Genomic DNA, 24,522 nt, shown 5'->3' with positions numbered 1-24,522 from the left:
TTGGTTTTGTATTTTTATGAGGCTGGTTGCATTTTTATGTTTAGGTTCAAATTTGGCAAAAAATCATGTAAAAGTCGTGCGGCATCTCTGCTAATATAATTAAGCTTTTGATTTGTTAATGGATTCTCATTGGATGATTAGCCGAACAAATAAGTACTTGCCAAATTTGGGGTTTGAGCACATATTCAGTGTGAGTAAAAACCAATGTTAAGTTAATTACCCGATTGTGAGTTAATTTCTAATTGTGAGCTAATTAATGTGGGCCGCGATGCTGCTATCCACGATTCAGTGGGTGCAGAGCCAATAGATGAGTGTGGAGATACAAGTTTGATAAGTGTTTTCCTTGTAGATGATCACGAGCTGGTTCGCACAGGGATACGACGTATTATTGAAGACGTCCGTGGAATGAACGTAGTAGGGGAAGCTGACAGCGGTGAAGAAGCAGTAAAATGGTGTCGCACTAATCATGTCGACGTTGTTTTAATGGATATGAACATGCCTGGTATCGGCGGTTTGGAAGCGACAAAAAAAATTCTGCGCTTTAATCCAGATGTGAAAATCATCGTGTTAACGGTTCATACGGAAAATCCATTTCCGACCAAAGTGATGCAAGCTGGAGCCGCGGGTTATTTAACCAAAGGTGCAGGTCCAGATGAAATGGTCAACGCGATTCGCATTGTGAATAGCGGGCAGCGTTATATCTCGCCTGAAATCGCACAGCAAATGGCATTAAGCCAATTCTCGCCAGCTTCTGACAATCCATTTGCTGATCTCTCGGAAAGAGAGCTGCAGATTATGATGATGATTACCAAAGGGCAAAAAGTGACGGATATTTCCGAGCAACTTAGTCTTAGCCCCAAAACAGTAAATAGCTATCGCTATCGACTGTTTAGTAAGTTAGCGATCAGCGGTGATGTTGAACTGACCCATTTAGCTATTCGACACGGAATGTTAGACACCGAGACGCTTTAGTGACTTCTTTGTTCGACTCGGTCGCTTTTCTTAAAACCGTTACCCATCAGCCCGGCGTTTATCGAATGTATAACGCCGAGGCTGATATCATCTATGTTGGCAAAGCCAAAGACCTCAAAAAACGCCTTTCTAGTTACTTTCGAAAAACAATCGACAGTGAGAAAACGCGCGCGTTAGTCAGCCATATCGATAAAATTGATGTCACCGTTACTCACACAGAAACGGAAGCGTTGATCCTTGAACACAATTACATCAAGCAATATTTGCCTAAATACAATGTGCTGCTGCGAGACGATAAATCTTACCCGTATATTTTTATTAGTGGGCATAAGCACCCTCGTTTGTCGTTGCACCGTGGCGCGAAAAAGCGCAAAGGTGAGTATTTTGGTCCATACCCTGATTCTGGTGCGGTTCGAGAGTCGTTACACCTCATCCAAAAAATATTTCCGGTAAGACAATGTGAAGATACCGTCTATAGCAACCGGACTCGTCCTTGCCTGATGTATCAAATTGGCCGCTGCGCTGCACCTTGTGTGAGTCATATCATTGCAGATGAAGAGTATGCTGAATTGGTTAATTATGTTCGATTGTTTTTGCAAGGCAAAGATAACCAAGTACTTGAAACATTAGTGCAAAAAATGGAACAAGCCAGCCAAGCACTGCAGTTTGAAAATGCCGCTAAATTTAGAGACCAGATCCAAGCCATTCGAAGAGTCCAAGAACAACAGTTTGTTTCTGAAGAGACGATGGATGACATGGATGTATTGGGATTTGCCCAAGAAAATGGCATCGCTTGCATCCATATTTTGATGATCCGCCAAGGTAAAATATTGGGTAGTCGTAGCCATTTTCCTAAAATTCCGGCTAACACGACTCAAGAAGAGGTGTTTGATGGCTTTTTAGGACAGTATTATTTAAGTCACAATGAAGCGCGTACGATCCCAAGTCGAGTGATCTTAAATGCGGGTCTGCTAGAGGATGAAAAGCCGCTGCAAGAAGCCTTACAGAGCCTGGTCGGGCGTAAAGTTTCTTTCCACATCAGCCCAACAGGTGTGCGTGCTCAATATTTAAAATTGGCTAATACCAATGCATTGAGCGCAATAACGGCTAAAATTAACCATAGAATGACGATCAACCAGCGCTTTAAAGCACTTCAAGCTGTTTTAGGGTTGGATAGCATAGAGCGTATGGAGTGTTTTGATATTTCGCACACCATGGGAGAGAGCACGATCGCCTCATGCGTGGTATTTAACCAAGAAGGGCCTGTTAAACCAGAATACCGCCGTTATAACATCACGGGAATTACTGGTGGGGATGATTACGCTGCAATGGGACAAGTGTTAGATAAGCGGTATTCCAAGCAGCTTGACGTGGAAAAAATCCCCGATGTTATTTTCATTGATGGTGGTAAAGGGCAATTGAATCGAGCTTTGCAGATCATCTCTAGCCATTGGCAAGATTGGCCGAAAAGACCGGTGATGATTGGTATCGCCAAAGGCGTTACCCGCAAACCGGGGCTAGAAACGTTGATTACAACCGATGGAGATGAATTTAACCTGCCAAGTGATGCGCCAGCTTTGCATTTGATTCAGCATATTCGCGATGAAAGTCATAATCACGCCATTGCTGGGCATAGAGCCAAACGAGGTAAAACACGGCGTACCAGTACATTGGAAGGCATAGAAGGGGTTGGGCCTAAACGCCGGCAAGCACTGCTGAAATATATGGGAGGGCTGCAAGAGCTAAAAAGAGCCACTGTTGAAGAAATCGCCAAAGTGCCCGGTATTAGCCATTCTTTAGCTGAAAACATTTATCAAGCATTGAAACAATAAGAAAAATAACGCAACATAACCGCGCAATCGATAAGAGCCTATAAATATGCGTTTGAATATTCCTAATATTTTGTCTTTATTACGACTTTTCCTTATCCCAGTATTTGTCGTTGTTTTCTATCTGCCTTACGGCTGGGGCCCTTTTGCTGCGGCAATGGTGTTTTGGGTAGCGGGTTTTACCGATTGGTTAGATGGCATGCTTGCGCGAAAACTTGGGCAAACCTCTCGCTTTGGTGCTTTTATCGACCCAGTAGCGGATAAAGTGCTCGTTGCGACGGCTCTTATCTTGATCACCGACCATTACCACAGTCTCTGGATAACGATTCCAGCCGTGACAATGATTGCACGTGAAATCATCATTTCTGCGTTGCGAGAATGGATGGCGGAAATTGGTAAAAGAGCCAGTGTGGCCGTTTCATGGGTTGGGAAGGTTAAGACGCTCACCCAAATGTTTGCATTGTGGGTACTGATTTGGCGTCATGATGATTGGATGGTGTGGGTCGGCTATGCAGCGTTATACATCGCAACCATTTTGACCTATTGGTCAATGGTTCAATACTTGGCGGCAGCTAAAGACGACCTCCTCAATGCAGAACATCATTAAGAAACGGGCTTAGGCCCGTTTTTTGTTCCTCCAATTTCTACAATCCCTTTCACAACATGCATTATTGCTTCAGTTAAAGCACAGTTATCTCGTGTAAAAGGTGGTGAATTTTGCTATCAAATTAACCAAATCTGTCCTTTTTGAATGCAAAATAGCCAAACGGTTTAAAAACTAAAAAAATAATATTGACTCATCGAATCGAATGCGTAGAATGCATCCCGTACTTGAGAGGAACGGAAGAAACAACCCAACCCCTTGATGTTACAGGGGCGCGTTGGCAGAGGGGCTATGCAGCGGATTGCAAATCCGTGGACCTCGGTTCGACTCCGGGACGCGCCTCCATTGCGACACTAGCTCAGTTGGTAGAGCGCAACCTTGCCAAGGTTGAGGTCACGAGTTCGAACCTCGTGTGTCGCTCCAAATTTTGAGGTGTTGAACTTAACGTTCAGTATCTAAAGATGGTGTTACTAAATTTTGTAAACAGCATCGCAATGCAGAATTGCGTGCCCTGGTGGTGAAATTGGTAGACACAAGGGATTTAAAATCCCTCGACTTTCGAGTCGTGCCGGTTCAAGTCCGGCCCGGGGCACCATCTTTTTACTGCTTATGCAGTATGCGACACTAGCTCAGTTGGTAGAGCGCAACCTTGCCAAGGTTGAGGTCACGAGTTCGAACCTCGTGTGTCGCTCCAAATTAAAGCCCTAGCAGAAATGCTGGGGCTTTTTCATCTCTGTCTCACAGCCAGTTTACAACCAACGATATCGTTTTAGAGCAACCTTGCCAAGGTTGAGGTCACGCTTTTAGTTCAAAAGAAAGCGAACCTCGCGTGTCGCTCCAAATTAAAGCCCTAGCAGAAATTGGGTAACCCCCCCTACGTTCACTATATTCGTTGACGGTTTCGGACGTGAAATTGAAATATTTTAAGCAAAGCCATCACCATCAAACAGCAGTGCTTCAATTTATGGTCAAATCTCGCATCGTTTTTACTCTCCACCCCCAATTATAGAATGTTAATAATTTGATAAAGCAACCTTTATCTTGAGTTGTTATTATTTTGTGAAGTGAAATTTCGGCCTACTTCACATAATTTTCGTGCCAACATTTAATTTATGGTGTGAATTATTTGCAAAAGCGTGATTTATATAAACTTATCAACAACCCATTCATGGGAACGATTCCCAATGTGACATTGATCTATTTTTACATTGATTCGGTGAATGTAAACTCCATCCCCGTCAGCAACGTTAAGGGAATACATAAGCAGTGGTTGCTGAGCAATAAAGAGATTGAGCTGTTCATGATTACCAAAGTAGCGTGCTACTTCCCCCGGTGAATTTGAACCTAACTCATTAATTTTATTGAATATATCTCAGGATGAGATTCAAGGTGCCAAGCACCAACATAATGATAATGATGACCATAAGGTCGATGGAGTATAAAAAATGAATTTTGCTACCTCTGGTAAACTTTCTCTTGCCGCAATTCTAATTTCAGCCGCACTACAAGCAAACGCAGGTATCAGTGTTGAAGGTGAACAAGGTGTTTTCTCAATCGGCGGTGATGTTGAGTTCGATATCAACCTTCGTGATAAAAATGCCACTGACAAGCAACATCTAAATCAAGATGGCCGCCTTTTGGTTCAAATCGCTGGTGAGCGCAGTGTGAGTGGTGACCGTTATATCAAAGCACAAGCACAACCTTTACTTAAAACAACGGGTGATGTTGAGCTTGATGATGCGTGGATTGCATTTGGTCAAGCAAATAACTGGGAATTGAGAGTAGGTCGTTATGAAGCATTTGATCTATTCCCTGTTGGTCAAGATACTATGCTTGAATACGCAACAGCAGAACCGTATCGAGCGAATGCGGCTCGTGGTCGTGGCGATAACGGCCAAGTCGGTTTTAGTAAGACAGCGGATAATCTTTACTTTGAACTCTCTACCAAATTTGAGAAGAATGCGACTACAGCGGATAAAAATGCTGTGTTCGTACGCCCAGTTGTTGCGTACCAAATCGTTGACTCAGTTCGTGTTGCTGCTGGTTTAGAAGCCAATCTGACTGCAGATGATAAAGATGCTGCGAATGATTTCCTTGGTTATGGCGCGACAGTTAACTATTCTGCTAACGATCTTTCTATCAACGTGAACTATGCGTTCCGTGATTTCGACAAAACTAAACAAGAAGATACGACCATCGGTGCTAACTTACTGTTTAAAGGCTTTGGTCTAGGTCATGTCTATGGTGATGTTGATAAAGGTACTAGCGAGAAGGTAAATACCACTTATGCTTCTTACCAATTTGCTAATGTGATGGATGTGGAAGATTTCTCTGTTTATCTAGGTACTTACTACTCGAAAGTAGACGACACAGAAAATAAAGATCTAGGTATGCGTATCCGTCTAAAATACTTCTTCTAAGTTTTAAAACTTAAGCATTAAATCTCAACTGCTTTTGATGCCTACCGTTCGGTAGGCATTTTTTGTATAAGCAGATGCGATGATTTACAGCTGTTTAAGCATCCACACATCGCAGCCGTTGTGCTCAGTGCCGTCCATTGGTCGATCCAAATGTATAAATCCGAGTTTTTCATATAACTGAATGGCGGATGTCATACTAGATAACGTATCCAAATAGCAAGATTGATAACCTGCATTTTGAGCAAACGATAGGCATGCTTCACTGAGCATTTTTCCTAGCCCGAAACCGCGACTTTCTGGTAATAAGAAGAGTTTTTTTAGCTCACAGATCCGTTGGCTATGATGAAAGGCTGCAATACCTGCTCCACCGACAATGATGCCGTCACGTTTGGCTACCAGATAAAGGCTGCTTCTCTCTTGCGTATAATGTTGACTCATGTTTTCTACTTCAGCATCAGATGGGCCAAAACCCTCACCGATGGCCCCAAATTCAGCGCCTACAGATTGGATAATTTTACAAATGTCCGGATCATCTTGTGGTTCGATTGGTGTTATCGTGATATTCATCGTTTCTTCTCAAAAATAGTCATGTTTTTATTATTGTTTGGGGAGAGGGAGGTAATATCAAGAGAGCGGCAAAAATAATGCCGTTTTTTTGTTCAAGAGCAAGCGTCAGTATCATTTCAATTTGGCTTTAGAGGTGGCTTTCGATACTATGTGCAGCTATCTGAAAAATACAAAAACATCCTATATGGACACTACCTACAGGTAGATGAGGAAACGATGCAACATCTAGAAGAGATTATTGCTAATGCGACCGCAGCGATTAATGCTGCCGATTCGCTAGTCGCACTTGATGAAGTGCGTGTTCAGTACTTGGGTAAAAAAGGTGAGTTAACCACTCAGCTACAGAGCCTAGGTAAATTGCCACCCGAAGAACGTCGCGCTGCAGGTCAAGAGATCAACGTTGCGAAAGAGACAGTGCAACACGCCATTGCTACGCGTAAAGATGCTTTGCAGCGAGCAGAGTTAGAAGCCAAACTAGCGGCTGAAACGATTGACGTTACTTTGCCTGGACGCCGCATTGAAAATGGTGGCTTACACCCAGTGACTCGCACAGTTGAACGCATTGAGCAGTTCTTTGGTGAGCTTGGTTTTCATGTTGAATCTGGCCCTGAAATTGAAGACGCCTTCCACAACTTTGATGCGTTGAATATCGCTGCCGATCACCCAGCACGTACTGATCACGATACCTTCTTCTTTAATCCAGATTTAATGTTGCGTACACACACGTCAGGTGTGCAAATTCGCACTATGGAAAATGGTCAACCGCCGTTTCGTTTTATTGCGCCGGGCCGCGTATATCGTAATGACTACGACCAAACACACACACCAATGTTCCACCAAGTTGAAGGTATGTTGGTTGATGAGCACGTCAATTTTGCTCAGCTTAAAGGTATTTTGAACGATTTCTTATGTAACTTCTTTGAAGAAGAAGTTGAAGTGCGTTTCCGTCCTTCTTATTTCCCATTTACAGAACCTTCTGCGGAAGTGGATGTGAAGGGTAAAAATGGTAAATGGCTTGAAGTTCTAGGCTGTGGCATGGTTCACCCGAACGTTTTGCGCAGTGTTGGTATTGACCCTGAAAAATATTCTGGCTTTGCATTTGGTATGGGTGTTGAGCGTTTAACGATGCTTCGTTATGGCGTCAACGACCTACGCGCGTTCTTTGAGAACGATCTGCGCTTCCTCAAACAATTCAAGTAATTCAAGGGTAAACACAATGAAATTCAGCGAATCATGGCTTCGTGAGTGGGTTAACCCTGCGGTTACGACTGACGAACTTACACATCAAATTACAATGGCAGGCTTGGAAGTCGATGACGTTCTTGCTGTCGCCGGTGAATTTACTGGCGTCAAAGTGGGTCACGTTGTGGAATGTGGTCAACATCCAGATGCCGACAAACTGCGTGTAACGAAAGTTGACGTGGGCGAAGAAGAACTGCTTGATATCGTTTGTGGTGCAGCAAACTGCCGCCAAGGGTTAAAAGTGGCGGTAGCGACTGTTGGTGCGGTACTGCCCGGCGATTTCAAGATTAAAAAAGCAAAATTACGTGGTCAGCCTTCTCACGGCATGCTTTGTTCATTCAGTGAGCTAGGGATTGATGTTGAATCCGCTGGCATTATGGAGCTTGCAGAAGATGCCATCGTTGGTACTGATTTCCGCGAATTCCTAAGCTTAGATGATGTGACTATTGATGTCGATTTGACCGCGAACCGCGCAGATTGCTTTAGTATTCGTGGCCTTGCCCGTGAAGTAGGTGTATTGAACCGCATTGATGTCACTGAGCCATCGGTCATCGCTATTCCTACTTCAATTGAAGATAAAGTCTCTATTGAAGTGAAAGTACCGGCCGCTTGTCCGCGTTATCTTGGTCGCGTGGTTAAAAACATTAATGTTCAAGCCCAAACACCGCTTTGGATGCAAGAGAAGTTACGCCGTTGTGGTCTACGTTCAATTGATCCAGTGGTTGATATCACTAACTATATCTTGCTTGAACAAGGCCAACCGATGCATGCCTTTGATCTTGCCAAGATCGAAGGCGGTATTGTTGTTCGTATGGCCGAGCAGGATGAAAAACTTACGCTACTTGATGGTACTGAAGCTAAGTTGAATGTTGATACGCTGGTTGTTGCCGATCACAATAAAGCATTAGCCATTGCGGGCATTTTTGGTGGTGAAGGTTCAGGCGTTAGCTCAGAAACCCAAGATGTACTGCTTGAGTGTGCTTTCTTTGCACCAGACCATATCCGCGGTCGTGCTCGTAGCTATGGCCTACATACTGATTCATCCATGCGTTTTGAGCGCGGTGTTGACTACGCGTTACAAGTCAGTGCGATGGAACGAGCGACTCAGCTGCTGGTTGATATTTGTGGCGGTGAAGTTGCACCTGTGGTTAGTGTTGAGTCTGAAACGGAGTTACCTAAACCAAATCAAGTCACACTTCGTCGCACTAAACTGGACAGTTTGCTTGGTCATCACATTGCGGATGCTGATGTGGTTGAAATCCTAAAACGTTTAGGTATGAGTGTTGAGAGCCGTGCAGACAGTTGGGTTGCTACCGCGCCAACGTGGCGTTTTGATATCGCGATTGAGCAAGACTTGATTGAGGAAATTGGCCGTATTTACGGTTACAACAATATCCCTAATCAAGCTCCCGTTGCAGCATTGAGCATGAATGACCACCAAGAAGCAAACTTGCCACTTAAGCGTGTTCGTCATTTGTTAGTTGACCGTGGTTACCATGAAGCGATCACCTACAGCTTCGTTGAGCCAGAGCAGCAGAAACTGATTGTTCCAGATGTTGAACCACTCATTCTGCCTAATCCTATTTCTGCTGATATGTCAGCGATGCGTTTGGGCTTAATCCAAGGTCTATTAAATACCGTGGTTCATAACCAGAAACGCCAGCAGCCACGCGTTCGTTTGTTTGAATATGGTTTGCGTTTTATTCCTGATGCCTCGGCAGAGAACGGTATGCGCCAAGAGCCTATGCTCGCGGGTGTAATATCCGGTACTCGTGGTGAAGAGCACTGGAACATGGACACCGCAACGGTAGATTTCTTCGATCTAAAAGGTGACTTGGAAGCCATTCTTGATTTAACCGCCAACGGCAAAGCTTACAGTTTTACTTCTGTTGCACACCCAGCGCTGCACCCTGGGCAATCGGCCGCCATCGTTGTCGATGGTGAGATTATTGGGGTGATAGGCACTGTTCATCCAGAGCTTGAGCGTAAGTTTGGCTTGAATGGCCGCACCATCGTATTTGAACTTGAATGGTCAGCGGTGAACACCCGTGTAATTCCAGAAGCTGCATCACTGTCTAAGTTCCCAGCGAACCGCCGTGATATAGCACTGGTTGTTGATGGCGCCATTGCTTCAGGTGATATTGTCGATGCATGTCGTAACGCTGGTGGTGAGCTTCTAAAAGAGGCGAAGCTGTTTGACGTTTATGTAGGCAAAGGGGTTGAAGACGGCAAGAAGAGTTTAGCGATTGCGTTGATGCTTCAATCGACTGAACGTACTTTAGAAGAAGCAGATATTGCAAGCGCTGTTGAATCGATTGTGACTTCAGTAGCGGCACAGTTTGGTGCAGCCCTGCGCGACTAATTCAGAAAGTAGCCCAAGTATATTTGAGCAGGTTCAAGTTGGGCCTGCTTTTTTATATGCAATTTAGTGACAAGTTAGTGTTAAACAAGTCTATGATTTAACAGGTTATAAATTTTTTTATCAGAAATCGATATCCATTCAAAATAGTATGAAATTCTGAAAATGTTGGCTGTTATGATATAACTAACTAAATTGTCAGTGTTTTTTCTCAATCTTCGACGTCTAATTGTATAAATGCAGCCAGTATATGCGCTTATTTTGATGAAACTATTAATATTGTTGCGAATAAAAAAGTTGGCGAAAATCAGAAGCTTGGCATACACTTTTCAGGTAAAGCCGATATCTTATTGATTGGCTAAGCGAAAATGCTTTGGCGCTGCTTAGAAGCAGCAAGGTTTAACATAGCTTTGAGGGAAGTTTTATGGCGCTCACAAAGGCCGAATTGGCTGAAAACCTGTTTGAAAAGCTTGGATACAGTAAACGGGATGCCAAGGAAACGGTTGAAGTGTTTTTCGAAGAGATTCGCAAGGCGCTTGAAAGTGGCGAACAGGTAAAACTATCTGGTTTTGGTAATTTTGATCTACGAGACAAAAACGAGCGTCCGGGTCGAAACCCAAAAACAGGTGAGGATATTCCTATCTCCGCTCGACGTGTCGTAACGTTCCGCCCAGGGCAGAAATTAAAAGCCCGAGTCGAGAACATTAATGTCGAAAAATAGACCGAGCAATAGACCACGCTATGCGTGGTCTTTTTTTTTTCTGTTTATGGTGAGTTAAGGGTTCTGAACGTATTAGGCTGCTTGAATATGAGTAGTGATATACGGCTGCCAGGCGTTTTGGTAGAGCTCGATAGATTGGCGACGAAACTGGTTAATTTGTGCCTTTTCAATATCATGTAACGCTCGCTTCTCTAATGCGGCGACACGTTCAAACTTCTGGATCTGTTCATAGAAACGATGCTCGGGGCCATTTTTCACATCGGCAATGGCTTTAAGATGTAATTGTACTTCTGCAATGATGTTGGTTTTAGGAAGTTGAACCAGTAAGTTTAAATCACGATAGCCTGATGCGGCAGGCGATTTAAAGCGGTTCTTTACTTTTACGATACTGGCTTCTCGGCTTAATACCTCATAAGCCTCGACTAAGCTTGGTACATCATTTGCCACCAGGGTTGTTCTGGCTAAATCTGTGATCCTATCAGCTCGCCCACCTAATTCATGTTCTATTTTGTTTAATGCTCGGTCACGTGATTTCACGCCAGAAAAGTGAGCCTCTGTTGATGTCAGTAAAGCAGTACTTCTGCACAATGTTTCAAGTTCACGTTGAGCTTGGTGAGCTTTACTGTAGAGAATTTCAAAATCGTTGTAGGGTTGCAAAGGCTGGTTGTTGGTGGACTGGATGCCATATAAACCGCTTAAACTATGCTTGAACAGTTTAGATGAGAGTTGATTTTTCGATTCACCAACTTTGGCATCACTTTCTGAATTGAACGGAACGGCTGCAAAGGCAGGGGCTCTGCTTAGTACTAAAAGCATCAGTGCCGTAGTACGTAAAAATAGGCTCATTCATTCTCCTTAACTTAGTCTAGGTAAAAGGTGAAACCAAAATAGACCTAAACACGTGATAACCAGAGTCGCTTGCTATGAGATCTTGGGCTAAACAAAGTGAACTCAATAGCTCGTGGAACAATTAATCCATAATTTTGCGCTTTATCACAGGTCTTATCTTCAGACGCCTCGCTAGGCTATCTGTTCAATTCGATGTGTTACCAAGTGTATCTAATGACGATGAACCAAATATGAACATCTTTATCTGTCTTTATGCTGTTTGTTTAACCCGTTGGGGATTCACTTATTAGTCAGTAGCATGTACTTTGTCTGGCTGTAGATTTTAATCGTAGAGTACGAAGATAATGAAAGATCCCGAGTTTTGGCACAAGAAATGGGCCTCCAACCAAATAGGATTTCACTTAGAAGATGTGAACCCATTGTTGATCGAATATTGGCCTCAACTCTCACCTCAACGAAATGAAAGTGTATTTGTACCATTGTGCGGAAAAAGTGAAGATTTGATATGGCTCGCTTCCCAGCATGAACAGGTTCAGGGTGTAGAGCTGAGTGAAATTGCCGTTCGTTCCTTTTTTGCCGAGCATTTTTATACGCCAACGGTCACTCGCTTAAATGGAGCGCATGAACTGTATCAGTTTGATGAACTGATGATTTATACCGGAGATGTCTTTAGTGCGCCGCTAAAAGCGGTTGAGCTTATCTACGACCGAGCGGCGTTAGTTGCGCTGCCCCCTGAAATGCGAAAGGAGTACGTTACTCGCTTGCTTTCATTGTTGAAAGAGGGCGGAAGGGTGCTGCTTGTGACGCTGGATTACGTTCAAAGTGAAATGACGGGTCCTCCATTCTGTGTCGCCAAAAATGAAGTTGAGTCGTTATTCACTGACTGCAAAGTGACGTGTCTGTTTCGTGACGATGCTGATGAAAATCACCCTAAAATCAGTCAACGAGGATTAAGCCGTTTTGCTGAAGTCGTGTGGTTAATTGAGAAGTAACAGACTATGCTTAAATCGTTTATTTATACATCCTAGACAACAATAAATAGGTAGGTTTTAGGCGTTTGATGAGAGCAAGCCATTACGTCTATATCAGCCGCTCTAATACTAAGGAAAAACTATGGGTTTGTTTAGTCGGAAGCCAAACAGCAATCAACAGTCTAAAAAGAGTAGTGATGAACTGGTGGTTGATTCAATAAAACGCACGATGGCTTATATTGAGTTTGATCCACAAGGACATATTCTGACTGCCAGCTCCTCATTCTTACAAGTGTTGGGTTATTCATTATCGGAAGTGGTGGGCCAGCATCATCGAATGTTCTGTGAAAGTGAATTTGTTAATGCGCCTCAATATAGTCAACTTTGGCAAAATTTAGCGCAAGGTAAACCTCATGCGGGTACGTTTTGCCGTTTAACTAAAAGCCATAATAAAGTCTGGATTGAAGCTACGTACATCCCAGTAAAAGATGAGCAAGGAAAAGTGGTTAAGGTGGTGAAGATTGCCAGTGATGTCACTGCTGCAAAAGAGAAATTGGATAGACAAGTGGCCGTATTTGAAGCTGTCGATAAGTCAATGGCTGTGATTTCTTTCACTCCCGATGGGACGGTTGTGGAGGCGAATCCAAACTTTCTGTCCTGTGTTGGGTACAAATTACAAGAAATCGTTGGTAAACCACATCGCCTATTCTGTGACGATGAGTTTTATAGAAAGAACCCGAATTTTTGGGCGTCGCTTGCTAGCGGCCATTTTAAAACGGGATTATTTAAACGTTTTACAAAACATGGTGATGAAATTTGGTTAGAAGCGACTTATAACCCCATCTTTAACGAAAAGCATAAAGTGATTGGTGTGACTAAGTTTGCAACTGATGTCACGCAACGAGTACTGCAAGCTCGGGCGATTAAAGATGCAGCAGAAGTGGCGCATCACACCTCACAAGAAACGGTACATATTGCTCAACTTGGGACGGGAACGCTAGCCGAAGCCGCCTCCATTGCTAAAGAGATTGATAACGCGATCACTAAGGCGAATACATCGATGACGCAACTGGCCAACCAGTCGCAGCAAATCACCAAAATTGTAACCACCATTACAGGCATAGCAGAACAGACTAATTTGCTGGCGCTCAATGCCGCTATCGAGGCTGCGCGTGCTGGGGAGTATGGCCGGGGTTTTGCTGTGGTTGCTGATGAGGTGCGCTCATTAGCCTCCAATACCACCAAAGCGACCGATGAAATTGGTAATATTGTTAAGCTCAATAGCGAACTGACCAACAGCTCGACATCGATGATGGGGGCAATTCAAGGCCAAGTCACGGCATGTAACAGCAAACTGGAAGAGACGCAAAAGCTGATTGATGAAATGAGAAAAGCCGCGGACAGTGTGGTTAGCACGGTCAGTGAACTGATTAAAGAGTAAGGCTCTGCAGCGAGTATTGTTGGTGAAGAAAATGAAAGCGAGCCTAGTGGCTCGCTTTGCGTTTTTACAGAATCACTTGCACGCTTTTGGCACATTGAATTGCGTTGTGCAAAGCCTGTTTGAGTTCTTTATCTTTCGCCAGAGCAACCCCAAGTCGACGGCGTCCATCAATGTCTGGTTTACCAAACAGACGAAGTTGAGTGTGTGGGATAGACAGTGCTTCATTTATTCCATCAAATCTAAGGTTAGTGGAGGTGCCTTGACCTAAAATAACCGCAGATGCCGATGGCCCATATTGGGTAATACTGTTGATTGGCATACCCGTGAACGCGCGCACGTGTAACGCAAATTCAGACAGCTCTTGCGAAATGAGGGTGACCATTCCCGTATCATGTGGGCGAGGGGACACTTCATTGAAGATAACATTATCGCCTTTGACAAACAGTTCAACACCAAATAAGCCGTAACCACCGAGTGCATTAACCACTTGTTCTGCTACATATTCAGCGGCTTTAATTGCGTTAGCCGACATCACTTGTGGTTGCCATGATTCGCGATAATCCCCTTCCTCTTGTCGATGGCCAATGGGAGCGCAGAAATGGACACCATCCACTGCTCGAATCGTCAAGAGAGTAATTTCGTAATCGAAATCGATAAATCCTTCGACGATCACTCTCCCAGCTCCACTGCGGCCACCTTCTTGAGCGTATGCCCAAGCGCGGCTAATATCCTCTTGCGTCTTAATCACACTTTGGCCTTTACCTGATGAACTCATCACCGGCTTAACTACGCAAGGCATACCGACATGCTCAATCGCCAGTACAAAATCATTATAGTCATCAGCAAACTGATAAGGAGAGGTAGGTAAGGCAAGAGTTTCTGCGGCTAAACGGCGAATGCCTTCACGGTTCATCGTCAATTGAGTGGCCGTTGCCGTGGGGACAACGTTTAAGCCTTGCGCTTCCAGTTCAACCAGCTTGTGAGTGGCAATTGCTTCAATTTCTGGCACCACGTAGTCTGGTTTTTCGAGTTCGATAATGGCTTGTAGCGCATCGCCATCGAGCATATCCAATACGTGGCTACGATGCGCCACCTGCATTGCTGGAGCGTTGGCGTAGCGATCACAGGCAATCACTTCTAAACCAAGGCGTTGGCATTCAATTGCCACCTCTTTGCCCAATTCTCCGGAACCAAGCAGTAAAACGCGGGTGGCATTTTCACGTGTAGCAGTACCAAACATAGTGAATCCTTACATTCAAGCAATAGGTAATAGCGAAAACAGCCAAAATCATACTAAAATTAAGAATAAAAGCAAACGTTTGCCTTTATGATGAGAGACGAGTGATTTTCTGTTCGTGCTGTCGATAGAGTGGTTTGTGTAATACGCAGTAAACGAACTCATATCTGTACAAAATTAAGGCTGAAATAGCAATTAATGTGCAGTAAACAGCATTCGAGAAACTGCGTTAAGAATATGAAGTAATTTCAGTCTAAAGTTTATGTGGGATTGACTAAGAAAAAGATACCTATGGCTATGAAAACTTTCTTACGTTTGCGTTTTATTACTCTACACACGAAAACTGCTCTGTTGTTTTCTGTCGGGTTGGTTGGGATCATTCTTAGCAGCTTATTTATTACTCGCCATTTTTTTTTATATAGTTTGAATGAGCTTGAATCAATTGAGATTCATCGAGATAGCAATCAAGCTCAGTCGGTCATTCAAGATCTTTTAGTACAGCAAGAAAAGCGTTCTTATGATTGGGCTTATTGGGATGAAACTTATCTGTTGCTGTTGAATGGCGACACTCAATTTGCTGAGCGCAACTTGTATCCTGATTCCCTCGATACTTTAGGTTTAGACGTTTTGGCTTTCATCACCGAATCCTCGCAATTGGTTGAATATTTATGTCGGGATATTGAACCTGGCACAAACTGTTCGTTAGTGGAACAGTTGATACGCTCACAAGGTGTGAGCGACCATTTAATTCAGATGCATCACACACTTGATGAGGATAAAACTAGCCGCTCTGGCCTCATCCGTGTGGAAAATAGTGTGTGGGTGGTGAGCCTAACTCCGGTGCGTAACAGTGAAGGTACGGCTGGTGTTGTGGGGTGGATGCTATGGGGACAGCACTTAACCCGTCGTTTCCCTTCTCAGTATCAGAACCTACTAACCGCTAAAAATGACATTGTAGTTACCGATGTTCCTGTGATTTTACCTGTTAGTCATAATCAAGAGGGTATTGAAAGAGATCAAAATAATATCACGCATTACACCTTACTCAGTGATATGACAGGGCAACCTATTGGTTATCTAAAAACCTGTGCTCAGCGGCTTTACTATCAAAAAGGGAACGAAACTTTTTATTATTTGATTTTGACGATCATCATTGCGGCCGGCTTTGTCGCCGTGGCTACTTTTGCTCTGTTTCGCAGCAAGGTAGCCAAACGGTTTGAGAATTTTGAGCGTGGAATCAATCAGCTGATTGAAGAGAGTGCATTCTCTTCACAATCGAGTGATAAACAAGATGAGTTTGAACGAATTACTGAACTTGTCCGTTCACTTGCTGCCTCATCCTCCTTGGCGGAAGATAGGCTTAAAGAGACGTTACAGAAATTTGATGCACTCTATCAAAGCCAAAATCTCGGAATGTTGCTGGTGGTTGATCGCTTCATTGTCGATGTGAACCAAGCCTTGTTGGATATGCTTTCTTATTCTAGAGATGAGTTGGTTGGAAAGGTTTTAGATGAGTTTTGTATTATACAAAATGATGTGGTGTGCAGCAGTGAATTACTCTACCAAAATATAGAACAAGGGATGCGTGAATTTGAGGGACATGTTGTTACAAAGAGTCAGCAGCGTTTAGAGTGTCTTATCGAAGCTACATTGATAGAACAACGTGGGCATCGCTCTATCATGCTATCGATTACTGATATCAGCGAGCAAAAGCAGCAAGAGCAGCTTATTTACGACCTTACCCATTGTGACCCAGTTTCAGGTTTACTTAATCGTCCAACGATGATGAGCCAAGTGCAGCCTTTGATTGACAATCCGACTGAATGTGGTGGGTTTTCCGTGCTCTACCTACGGGTTAAAAGACTAAAAGAAATTTCAGAAGTGTACGGACACAGTGCTTACGATATGGCCGTTAAACATTTTTCGGCTACGCTTAGAAACCGTTTCAATACGTCCATAATGGGACGAATTAGTGAATATGAATTTATGGTGTGTGAGTTGGGTAACGGGGCAACCTCTTTTTTGATTCACAGAGGCACTAAGCTTATCGATAGTTACAAGAGGAAGACTGACATTGGCGGCTTGGAACTCGATTTGAGTGTGGAAGGCGCTGTGATTGATTCACAATTGCCGATCGATTCTTTTGAAACTTTGGTTCAAAGTGGTTTTTATGCCATTCAACAAACAGAGAAAGCTGGAGCCAGCCTGGTTGTTTCAGTGACACAAGAATTGTTTGTTCATGCCCAGAAGTCGTTAGCGATCAATCGAGATCTTATCTCTGCCGTGAAAGATGGTCATATTATTGCTTACTATCAGCCGATTGTTCGTGCAGACAGTGCTGAAATCATTGGCTTTGAAGCTCTAGCTCGCTGGGAACACCCTCAACTTGGTATGGTTTCGCCAGCCGTATTTATCCCTTTGGCTGAGCAACGTAAAGTGATCATTGAATTGGGAGAGCAGATACTAGGCCAAGCCTGCCAATTTATTAACGAACTGCAAACGCGGTCGCAATTTTCGTTGGGTAAACGGCTAAGTATTCACGTCAATCTTTCTAGCCCGCATTTCTACAGTAAAAAATTGGTCGGGTACTTATCAGTATTGATTGAAAAATATCAAATTGAACCGGGACAATTAGTGCTCGAATTGACGGAAAGTATGTTGTTGGGGGCTGAAGAAGAGACGATCAAACGCATGGATGCGATAAAAAAACTCGGTATACAGTTGGCGCTTGATGATTTTGGTACGGGGTATTCCTCGTTTAGTACATTGTGTGATTTTCCATTAGATATAGTGAAGTTAGACCAGTCTTATATTTCCACATTGGAATCCAATGACAAAGCCAAAACCTTGGTGCGCAGTATTATCAATATGTCGCAAGAGCTAGGCTTAACTACCGTGGCTGAAGGGGTTGAAACTGCTTCGCAACTGCGCAAACTCAAAGTCTGGAATATTGATGAGATCCAAGGCTTCTATTTTTACAAGCCGATGAGTAAACAAGAGGTGTTCGATAATTTGTTGGGCGGAAAGGATATGCGGTAAAACCTGCGCCATCAAAAGGCAAAAATCCCCATGCGCTGGGGATTTTTCACTAGAGCGCCTAAACCACAAGATAGGAAAGAGGAATGTCTGGGCTAATTACTTCCAAGGTGGCTTGAGTATCGGCTAAATGGCTAATACTGCCATCAGACATCTCAACTAATGCGGCTGCGACAATATTATCAAAGCGTTGGCCATCCATCATTAACTGAACAAGAGCCACTTGCAGTGGTGGTAAGCTTGGGTTGAATGCGGCATTTTCAGCATACGCACCGACGTAGGTTTTACCATTCTCAATTTGCAGGGCAACACCACTGAGATTGTTGGTATAGGGTGCGTAACTGCGGTTTAGGCCATTAAGAGCTAAGCCAATGAGTGGGTCATCTTCGGTAGTTGTTTTGCCGTGGTTAGCGTCTGCCATTAGACCAGAATCAACACCTAAATCGGCAGGACCAAATGATTCTGGTAGGTACTCTTGCAGTGACTTCTCATCACGCTGTGGTAGCTGAATGGCAAGCGAGTCTGCGGTCGTAAGCTCATTCATAAACTGACGGCAGTGCCCACAAGGGCTGAAGTTGATGGTAATGTCAGCAACGCCTTGTTCACCTTTCATCCACGCATGGCTGATGGCACACTGCTCGGCGTGTACGGTTTGTCCTAACTGTGCACCGGAAAACTCCATATTCGCACCAAAGTACAAACGGCCCGATAAACCTCTGACGATGGCTCCCACGTAAAAGTTTGAAAGCGGTACATAAGCATAGGCGGCCGCAAAAGGCAGCAGTGCAACGCGCAATTCCGCATCGTCTAAGCCAGAAAGAGAAAGCAGTTGGTTGAACTGTTCTGGTGATAGGGTTGCGTCAAAATCATCGCACAGCAGAATGGGCGACAAAAATTCTGCAACGGGTTTTGGCGTATCAGCTAGCGCCTGTTCAATACGGCTTTTCATAATGAGTCCTTATCTATGTATTGACGAATATTCTAGGCGAAGAATGAAATTTTACTGAGATTTAAGTCACGTAATGCAATGTAACGTAATTTTGGTTTTCACATTTAGAGTGAGGTCACACATGAAATCGATTACAGTCAGCCTTAGAGTGAGACACGTCTACAATCAAAATCCATGAGTAGACGTATCTTTGATTTCTGTTGGCACTCTATAGTGTGGACAACCACATTGAAAAAGCAAAAAAACTTGGAGCAAGTATCGATGTGATTACGCCGCACACGACTAATGCAAGTGAACTAAATGCTGCGTCACGTGGATCTTTTTCAGCGCAGGTTGCAGTGCCCAGCGCATGAGATACGGTGCCCATGGTTAAGCCTTTAGCAATGGGATGCGTGATGTTGAGAAGGTTATAGATAGGGTAGGCGAGAATCGCGCCAAACAGCCCTACAATGACCACTAAAACGGCGGCAATGGCTGGCTCCCCACCGAGGTTACTGGAAACTTCCATCGCAATCGGTGTGGTAACTGATTTACCCAGTAGGCTGGCGATTAAATGTATATCCGTTTGAAGATAAACAGCAATTAAGCTGGCTGTGAGCATTGACATAGCACTGCCCACCCCGCAGGCGAGGGCAATGATGCGCCAATTTGAGCGGATCTGAGGCAGTTGTTCATAGAGAGGATAAGCCAGCGCCACCACGGCCGGTTGCAACAGAAAGCTAAGCCACTGGTTATCAGCATAGTAACTGGCATAAGGGATGTTAAAAAATAGCAAGATAGGAATGATGATCACAAGGCTGAGCAGTAACGGATTCATTATGGCCGTTTTGCATTTTTTGCTGATCCAACGTGTCAGGAAAAAGACCGCAATCGTGAGCAATAACCACATCACTTATTCCCCTTTTTCAAAAAACGATCCAGCCCTAAACCCAGACAAACTAATACGATCAGCGTACCGCCCACCGCGCTAGCAAGAATCGGTATGGCGTTACTCATCAATAAATCAAAATGCTCGATTAATCCGACACTGATAGGGACAAATAAAATGACCATATAACGGATAAAAAGACTGGCACTGGGTTTTACCCATTCGACAGGCACGAGCCCACTTGCCAATAAACTAAACAGAATTAGCATTCCGATAATACTGCCCGGAATGGTGATGCCAAGCCAATGTTGAAGATTGATACCTGCCATCAGGCAAAGGAAAATCAGCCCCATAGAGACCAAATATTTTGCAATGGTATTCACAATAAAAGTCGGTGCCTTGTTGTGCCTAAACTATTTTCGGAAATGGAATCGCAGCGTGTTGGTTTGAAACCTGACAGCGCGAAAACCTCGTACATTAACTCGCGATGTCTTCCACATAACGGTAAACGGATTTTAAAATAGCCATTTTCTTTTCGTCACTGCTGTGGGTGTGAACTAAGTTCTCTAAATTGAGCATGTACTCTTCAAGGTGGCTTTCGAAATAATCACGACAGTGAGTTGCCCAACGTCTTTGCTCTTCGTCACTTAATGTCAATGGGTAATGGCGAGCGCGGTAGCGAAACAGCAAGGGTTCGATGCGCTTATCGCTAAAACTAATGTCTAATGCGGCGAGATTGACTGGGTCAGCTTGGCGAATGATCTCCATCGCCGCTTTGTCGGCTGGAGAGAAGAAACCGTCGTAGAGTTGAGTATCGACATCGTCACTGTGCTTATATTCTCGCTCAATTGTGTAGAGGCCAATCAGCTTTTCTCTGATCTCAGGGTACTGCTTGATGAGCGCTAAGTGTTCAAGGCACAGGTTTCTATCGACCCCGATATGGTCTGCATTTTCGGCCGTTAATGTTTTGGCCGGCGCAAGGATAGGGCATTTATTGAGATGCACTAATTTGATGGGCACTGGCAATTCATCTTCTGCCAACTCTTCGCGTTTGGTATATAGACGTTGATGCAGTTCTTCGCTGCTTAAATCGATCAGGGGTTGAGGGTTTTTGGCAAGGTCCACCACAATAACCGCATTTTGATTGGTGGGATGCCAAGCAATCGGCACGATCCAACTGGTGTATTGGCATTCTCGGCCTAACATACCCGATACGTGCATTAAAGGTGTCATGTTGACGATATCAATCAGATCATTGAGTTTGCGTTTATGGCGCATGTTAAAAAAGTAATCAAACAACTTGGGTTGGGCGGCTTTTACTTTTTTGGCCAGCTCAATGGTGGCGATAACATCGGCCATAGCATCGTGGGCATTCGCATGTTCGATGCCATTGGCAACTGAGAGATGCTCCAGCTTAAAACTGGTAAAGCCTTCGTCATTTTCGGGCCAGTTGATGCCTTCTGGGCGTAGTGCATGGCAGGCGCGCATCACATCAAGTAAATCCCAGCGTGAATTGCCGTTTTGCCAGCTCCAAGCATACGGATCAATGAAATTACGATAGCAAGTATAACGCGTTACTTCATCATCAAAACGAATACTGTTGTAACCAAGGCTGGTGGTGTTGGGTGTGGCGAGTTGTTGATGAATTTTGGCGATAAATTCAGGCTCTGGCAAGCCTTGGGCTACCGCTTTTTGTGGTGTGATACCCGTAATAAGCGCCGCTTCTGGAGAAGGCAAATAGTCCGCTGGTGGTTGGCAATAGATAACCAGTGGTTCGCCAATAATATTAAAATCCATATCGGTGCGAACGCCCGCAAATTGGCTCGGACGATCTTTCGCAGGGTTGACTCCCCACGTCTCATAGTCGAGGAAAAAGAAAGTAGGCGGGTGCTCTTGTCGCATTCGATAGTATCCAGTCGCTGAAATTTAAGGTTTATTAGACCATTGCCCGTGTGACATAGCAATGTGCGAAGCATGCTCTGATGAGGATTTGAAATGAAAAAGCCGGCGCATTGGCACCGGCTTGGAGAAAAACGAGAATGTTCGATACTTTCTAGGCTTGCTGTTCTTGAACTTGTACCTGTTTACCGTTCAGTAAGCGGCTGGTAATGGTACCTGCCGTCATTGAGCCTGAAACGTTCAACGCGGTGCGGGCCATATCAATCAACGGTTCAATGGAGATAAGCAGTGCTGCAATCGTCACTGGTAGGCCCATCGCTGGTAGCACGATTAAGGCTGCAAAAGTGGCACCGCCACCGACGCCGGCAATACCAAATGAGCTGATTGCGATAATAGCCACTAGCGACAAAATAAAGTGCACGTCCATTGGATTAATACCGACGGTAGGAGCAACCATCACAGCGAGCATGGCTGGGTAAATACCAGCGCAGCCGTTTTGACCAATAGTGGCACCGAATGAAGCCGATAGGTTGGCAATTGCTGGTGGTACGTTCAGCTTAGTGATTTGCGCTTCTACATTGAGAGGAATGGTTGCCGCTGAGCTACGTGAGGTAAACGCGAAGGTCAACACTGGCCAAATTTTCTGAAAATACTCTTTAGGGCTAACGCCTACAAAAGAAACCAAGATACCGTGCACCACAAACATCAATGCAATGGCGACATAAGAGGCGACAATAAAACCGAGCAAACTCAGAATATCGCCCGCGCTTGATGTAGCGACAACTTTCGCCATCAACGCCGCAATACCGTAAGGGGTTAGTGCCATCACCATTTTCACGAGGCGCATCACAATCGACTGTATCGCTTCGACAAAGGTGCGGATTGGCGTTTCTAGCTCGGCTTTCTCTGACATTACTTTACGCGCCGCAATACCCGTTAGTACGCCAAAAATAACCACAGCGATGATCGAGGTTGAGCGAGCACCGGTTAAGTCGGCAAAAGGATTGGTCGGAATAAAGCTTAATAGCATTTGAGGAATAGTTAAATCACTCACAGTAGCGGCGCGGCTTTCTAGTACAGCAATACGCGCCGTTTCACGGCTGCCTTCAACGAGGCCGTCTGCTGTTAAACCAAAAGCTTGGGTGACAAAAATACCGATCAATGCCGAGACAGCGGTCGTCAGCAGTAAGATAGAAATGGTCAGGCCAGAGATTTTACCCAGCGAGCCACCTTTATCGAGCTTCACAACCGCAGCGATCATCGACACCAGCACCAAAGGCATAATCACCATTTTTAGCAAACCAACATAGCCGTTACCGACGACGTTGACCCAGCCTAATGTTTCCTTGATGGCCACATGTCCTTCACCAAGAACCACTTGTAGAGCAAGGCCAAATGCGCTGCCTAGGATCAACCCAAGTAGCACTAAGCGTGAAAGAGTGTGAGACTTTTTCTGCTGTCCGAAGAGAAAAAACAGAATGCCAATAAATACTGCGAGTGCGGCAATGGCTGCAACTGACATGATGCGACACCTTAAAAGTTGTGTACCCATGATTACGTTGATCGCCGATGAGCGATGTAGTCGATAATGCTAGGTAAAAGGGGAATAAAAGCGATGAAACGCAACAATATCTTTTAACGTAGGTTAATCCAAAGACAAAATCAGCATGATTTAGAACAAATGGTTATCAATCTTTCTATTGTGCTGGTAAATGAACCGATCGGTGAGTTATTTAAGCAAGTCATTGATACTTCTTGAGCAAGGCAAGCATGTCGCTAGAGTGCAAAATATCTATGGCGTGTGGTTGTATCTGAAAGAGGCAATAGAGCATAGCGCTTGCAACATCTTGCGCGGAAATGGGGATAAAATTGCGTAAGCGCCCTAGTAGCAGAGGGTGCAATAGAGTCAGAATCACTCGTACCCATTTTTCATCCGTTCGCTTGTTTTTCCGAATGCCAGTTAGAGGCCCAGGCCTGACGAAGGTCACTTGTTCAAAACCCATTCGGCGAATGGTTTCTTCCATTCTCCCTTTGCATTGTAAGTAATGAGATCGAGAGCGAGCTTTGGCACCTAAGCTCGAAACGATGGCAATGCGCTTGACACCCAATGTCTTCATTGTTTGAGCAACTTGACAAACCAACTCATAGTCTACTTTCTCCAGCCCCTGCTTTGAACCCGCTTGCTTACGGGTAGTCCCTAGTGCGATGAGACCAAGCTGGGGAGGGACAAAACTTTCATCCCAGTGCGTGATTTGCAGCTGCGGATGAATGATTTCTTGCAACTTTGGGTGTTGGATTTCGGTGCTTTTTCTGACTAAAGAATAGATTTGAGAGACGGCTTGCTCTTCTAGCATAATGGCTAAAGCATGCTGCCCAACGAGACCGGAAGCGCCAGCAATAATCATAGTTTTGTGTCGCTTATCCATCGTTTTCTCCTTTTTACCTTGCAGTGATTGTATGCAGTGCTGCTTACTTATGGCAGTGTATTCTTTCGCTTTCATCGTATTCAACCATTTATAAGCACCTATTTTAGAAATAATGCTTTAGTGACATTGCAT

At 44.4% G+C, this 24,522-nt stretch carries 19 protein-coding genes and 4 tRNA genes; 14 read left to right on the top strand and 9 right to left on the bottom strand.

All coding sequences use genetic code 11. The annotated features are described in order from the left end of the window. The first annotated feature begins 327 nt into the window (after nucleotides 1–327). From uvrY to AACT42_RS06565, 8 genes are all read left to right on the top strand, one after another. A complete protein-coding gene (uvrY, locus tag AACT42_RS06600) occupies nucleotides 328–972 on the top strand; it encodes a UvrY/SirA/GacA family response regulator transcription factor (RefSeq protein ID WP_026027477.1) in 645 nt (214 codons plus the stop codon). Next, nucleotides 972–2,804 carry an excinuclease ABC subunit UvrC gene (gene uvrC / locus AACT42_RS06595; RefSeq protein ID WP_094131998.1) on the top strand — a complete coding sequence of 611 codons (1,833 nt, stop codon included), beginning with the start codon at nucleotides 972–974 and terminating at the stop codon, nucleotides 2,802–2,804. Before uvrY ends, uvrC begins: the two co-directional genes overlap by 1 nt. Nucleotides 2,805–2,850: 46 nt before the next feature. Further along, nucleotides 2,851–3,408: a CDP-diacylglycerol--glycerol-3-phosphate 3-phosphatidyltransferase gene (gene pgsA, locus AACT42_RS06590; RefSeq protein WP_013856615.1), complete on the top strand. Its 558-nt coding sequence runs from the start codon at nucleotides 2,851–2,853 to the stop codon at nucleotides 3,406–3,408. Nucleotides 3,409–3,676: 268 nt separating this feature from the next. After that, nucleotides 3,677–3,750: transfer RNA gene (locus tag AACT42_RS06585), tRNA-Cys, on the top strand. 2 nt (nucleotides 3,751–3,752) lie between these two features. Then, nucleotides 3,753–3,828, top strand: a tRNA-Gly gene (locus tag AACT42_RS06580). 85 nt (nucleotides 3,829–3,913) lie between these two features. Further along, a tRNA-Leu gene (locus tag AACT42_RS06575) sits at nucleotides 3,914–4,000 on the top strand. 23 nt (nucleotides 4,001–4,023) lie between these two features. Then, nucleotides 4,024–4,099 (top strand) — tRNA-Gly (locus tag AACT42_RS06570). Nucleotides 4,100–4,850: 751 nt separating this feature from the next. Further along, a complete protein-coding gene (locus AACT42_RS06565) occupies nucleotides 4,851–5,825 on the top strand; it encodes a carbohydrate porin (protein ID WP_094131999.1) in 975 nt (324 codons plus the stop codon). Between the two features lie 84 nt (nucleotides 5,826–5,909). Here the strand turns inward: AACT42_RS06565 and AACT42_RS06560 are convergent, their stop codons facing one another. Continuing rightward, entirely contained in the window at nucleotides 5,910–6,392 is a 483-nt protein-coding gene (locus AACT42_RS06560) for a GNAT family N-acetyltransferase (RefSeq protein ID WP_094132000.1), read from the bottom strand. A gap of 216 nt (nucleotides 6,393–6,608) precedes the next feature. Here AACT42_RS06560 and pheS point away from each other — a divergent pair, with 216 nt between their 5' ends. The 3 genes from pheS (at nucleotide 6,609) to ihfA (ending at nucleotide 10,714) form a co-directional block, all read left to right on the top strand. Further along, on the top strand, nucleotides 6,609–7,592 hold the full coding sequence (pheS, locus tag AACT42_RS06555) for a phenylalanine--tRNA ligase subunit alpha (RefSeq protein WP_017044058.1): 984 nt from the start codon (nucleotides 6,609–6,611) through the stop codon (nucleotides 7,590–7,592). Nucleotides 7,593–7,608: 16 nt separating this feature from the next. Continuing rightward, nucleotides 7,609–9,996, top strand: a complete 2,388-nt coding sequence (gene pheT, locus AACT42_RS06550; RefSeq protein WP_094132001.1) for a phenylalanine--tRNA ligase subunit beta — start codon at nucleotides 7,609–7,611, stop codon at nucleotides 9,994–9,996. Between the two features lie 421 nt (nucleotides 9,997–10,417). Then, nucleotides 10,418–10,714, top strand: coding sequence for an integration host factor subunit alpha (gene ihfA, locus AACT42_RS06545; RefSeq protein WP_010319630.1), 297 nt, complete (start codon nucleotides 10,418–10,420; stop codon nucleotides 10,712–10,714). A 72-nt stretch (nucleotides 10,715–10,786) separates the two neighbouring features. Here ihfA and AACT42_RS06540 read toward each other — a convergent pair whose 3' ends face one another. Beyond that, nucleotides 10,787–11,560 carry a RelA/SpoT domain-containing protein gene (locus AACT42_RS06540; RefSeq protein ID WP_017044056.1) on the bottom strand — a complete coding sequence of 258 codons (774 nt, stop codon included), beginning with the start codon at nucleotides 11,558–11,560 and terminating at the stop codon, nucleotides 10,787–10,789. 347 nt (nucleotides 11,561–11,907) lie between these two features. Between AACT42_RS06540 and AACT42_RS06535 the strand changes: the two genes are divergently transcribed. Both AACT42_RS06535 and AACT42_RS06530 read left to right on the top strand, forming a co-directional pair. Further along, nucleotides 11,908–12,555 (top strand): thiopurine S-methyltransferase, encoded by a 648-nt coding sequence (locus AACT42_RS06535; RefSeq protein WP_094132002.1) that lies wholly within the window; start codon nucleotides 11,908–11,910, stop codon nucleotides 12,553–12,555. 121 nt (nucleotides 12,556–12,676) lie between these two features. Continuing rightward, nucleotides 12,677–13,975 (top strand): methyl-accepting chemotaxis protein, encoded by a 1,299-nt coding sequence (locus AACT42_RS06530; protein WP_094166424.1) that lies wholly within the window; start codon nucleotides 12,677–12,679, stop codon nucleotides 13,973–13,975. A 64-nt stretch (nucleotides 13,976–14,039) separates the two neighbouring features. Here the strand turns inward: AACT42_RS06530 and purT are convergent, their stop codons facing one another. Beyond that, nucleotides 14,040–15,215: a formate-dependent phosphoribosylglycinamide formyltransferase gene (gene purT / locus AACT42_RS06525; RefSeq protein WP_017047011.1), complete on the bottom strand. Its 1,176-nt coding sequence runs from the start codon at nucleotides 15,213–15,215 to the stop codon at nucleotides 14,040–14,042. 288 nt (nucleotides 15,216–15,503) lie between these two features. On the opposite strand from purT, the gene AACT42_RS06520 reads away from it, so the two are divergent. Beyond that, nucleotides 15,504–18,251 carry a bifunctional diguanylate cyclase/phosphodiesterase gene (locus AACT42_RS06520; RefSeq protein ID WP_231564163.1) on the top strand — a complete coding sequence of 916 codons (2,748 nt, stop codon included), beginning with the start codon at nucleotides 15,504–15,506 and terminating at the stop codon, nucleotides 18,249–18,251. A 58-nt stretch (nucleotides 18,252–18,309) separates the two neighbouring features. On the opposite strand, the gene cdd is transcribed toward AACT42_RS06520, so the two are convergent. The 6 genes from cdd to AACT42_RS06490 all read right to left on the bottom strand — a co-directional run bounded on the left by cdd (nucleotide 18,310) and on the right by AACT42_RS06490 (nucleotide 24,390). Continuing rightward, nucleotides 18,310–19,197 carry a cytidine deaminase gene (gene cdd, locus AACT42_RS06515; protein WP_094133303.1) on the bottom strand — a complete coding sequence of 296 codons (888 nt, stop codon included), beginning with the start codon at nucleotides 19,195–19,197 and terminating at the stop codon, nucleotides 18,310–18,312. 208 nt (nucleotides 19,198–19,405) lie between these two features. Further along, nucleotides 19,406–20,086 carry a CidB/LrgB family autolysis modulator gene (locus AACT42_RS06510; protein ID WP_010319624.1) on the bottom strand — a complete coding sequence of 227 codons (681 nt, stop codon included), beginning with the start codon at nucleotides 20,084–20,086 and terminating at the stop codon, nucleotides 19,406–19,408. Further along, on the bottom strand, nucleotides 20,086–20,418 hold the full coding sequence (locus AACT42_RS06505; protein WP_033197434.1) for a CidA/LrgA family protein: 333 nt from the start codon (nucleotides 20,416–20,418) through the stop codon (nucleotides 20,086–20,088). Before AACT42_RS06505 ends, AACT42_RS06510 begins: the two co-directional genes overlap by 1 nt. Before the next feature lie 124 nt (nucleotides 20,419–20,542). Then, entirely contained in the window at nucleotides 20,543–21,967 is a 1,425-nt protein-coding gene (gene sbcB / locus AACT42_RS06500; protein ID WP_017047014.1) for an exodeoxyribonuclease I, read from the bottom strand. A 151-nt stretch (nucleotides 21,968–22,118) separates the two neighbouring features. Then, nucleotides 22,119–23,486: an L-cystine transporter gene (locus AACT42_RS06495; RefSeq protein ID WP_026028454.1), complete on the bottom strand. Its 1,368-nt coding sequence runs from the start codon at nucleotides 23,484–23,486 to the stop codon at nucleotides 22,119–22,121. A gap of 220 nt (nucleotides 23,487–23,706) precedes the next feature. Continuing rightward, nucleotides 23,707–24,390 (bottom strand): NAD(P)H-binding protein, encoded by a 684-nt coding sequence (locus AACT42_RS06490; RefSeq protein WP_019282578.1) that lies wholly within the window; start codon nucleotides 24,388–24,390, stop codon nucleotides 23,707–23,709. Nucleotides 24,391–24,522 lie beyond the last annotated feature (132 nt).

It is taken from the genome of Vibrio sp. V15_P4S5T153, from assembly GCF_963874485.1.
Taxonomy (GTDB): domain Bacteria; phylum Pseudomonadota; class Gammaproteobacteria; order Enterobacterales; family Vibrionaceae; genus Vibrio; species Vibrio anguillarum.
Note: the sequence above shows the minus strand (reverse complement) of the source record. Positions and strands in the feature narration are given on the sequence as shown.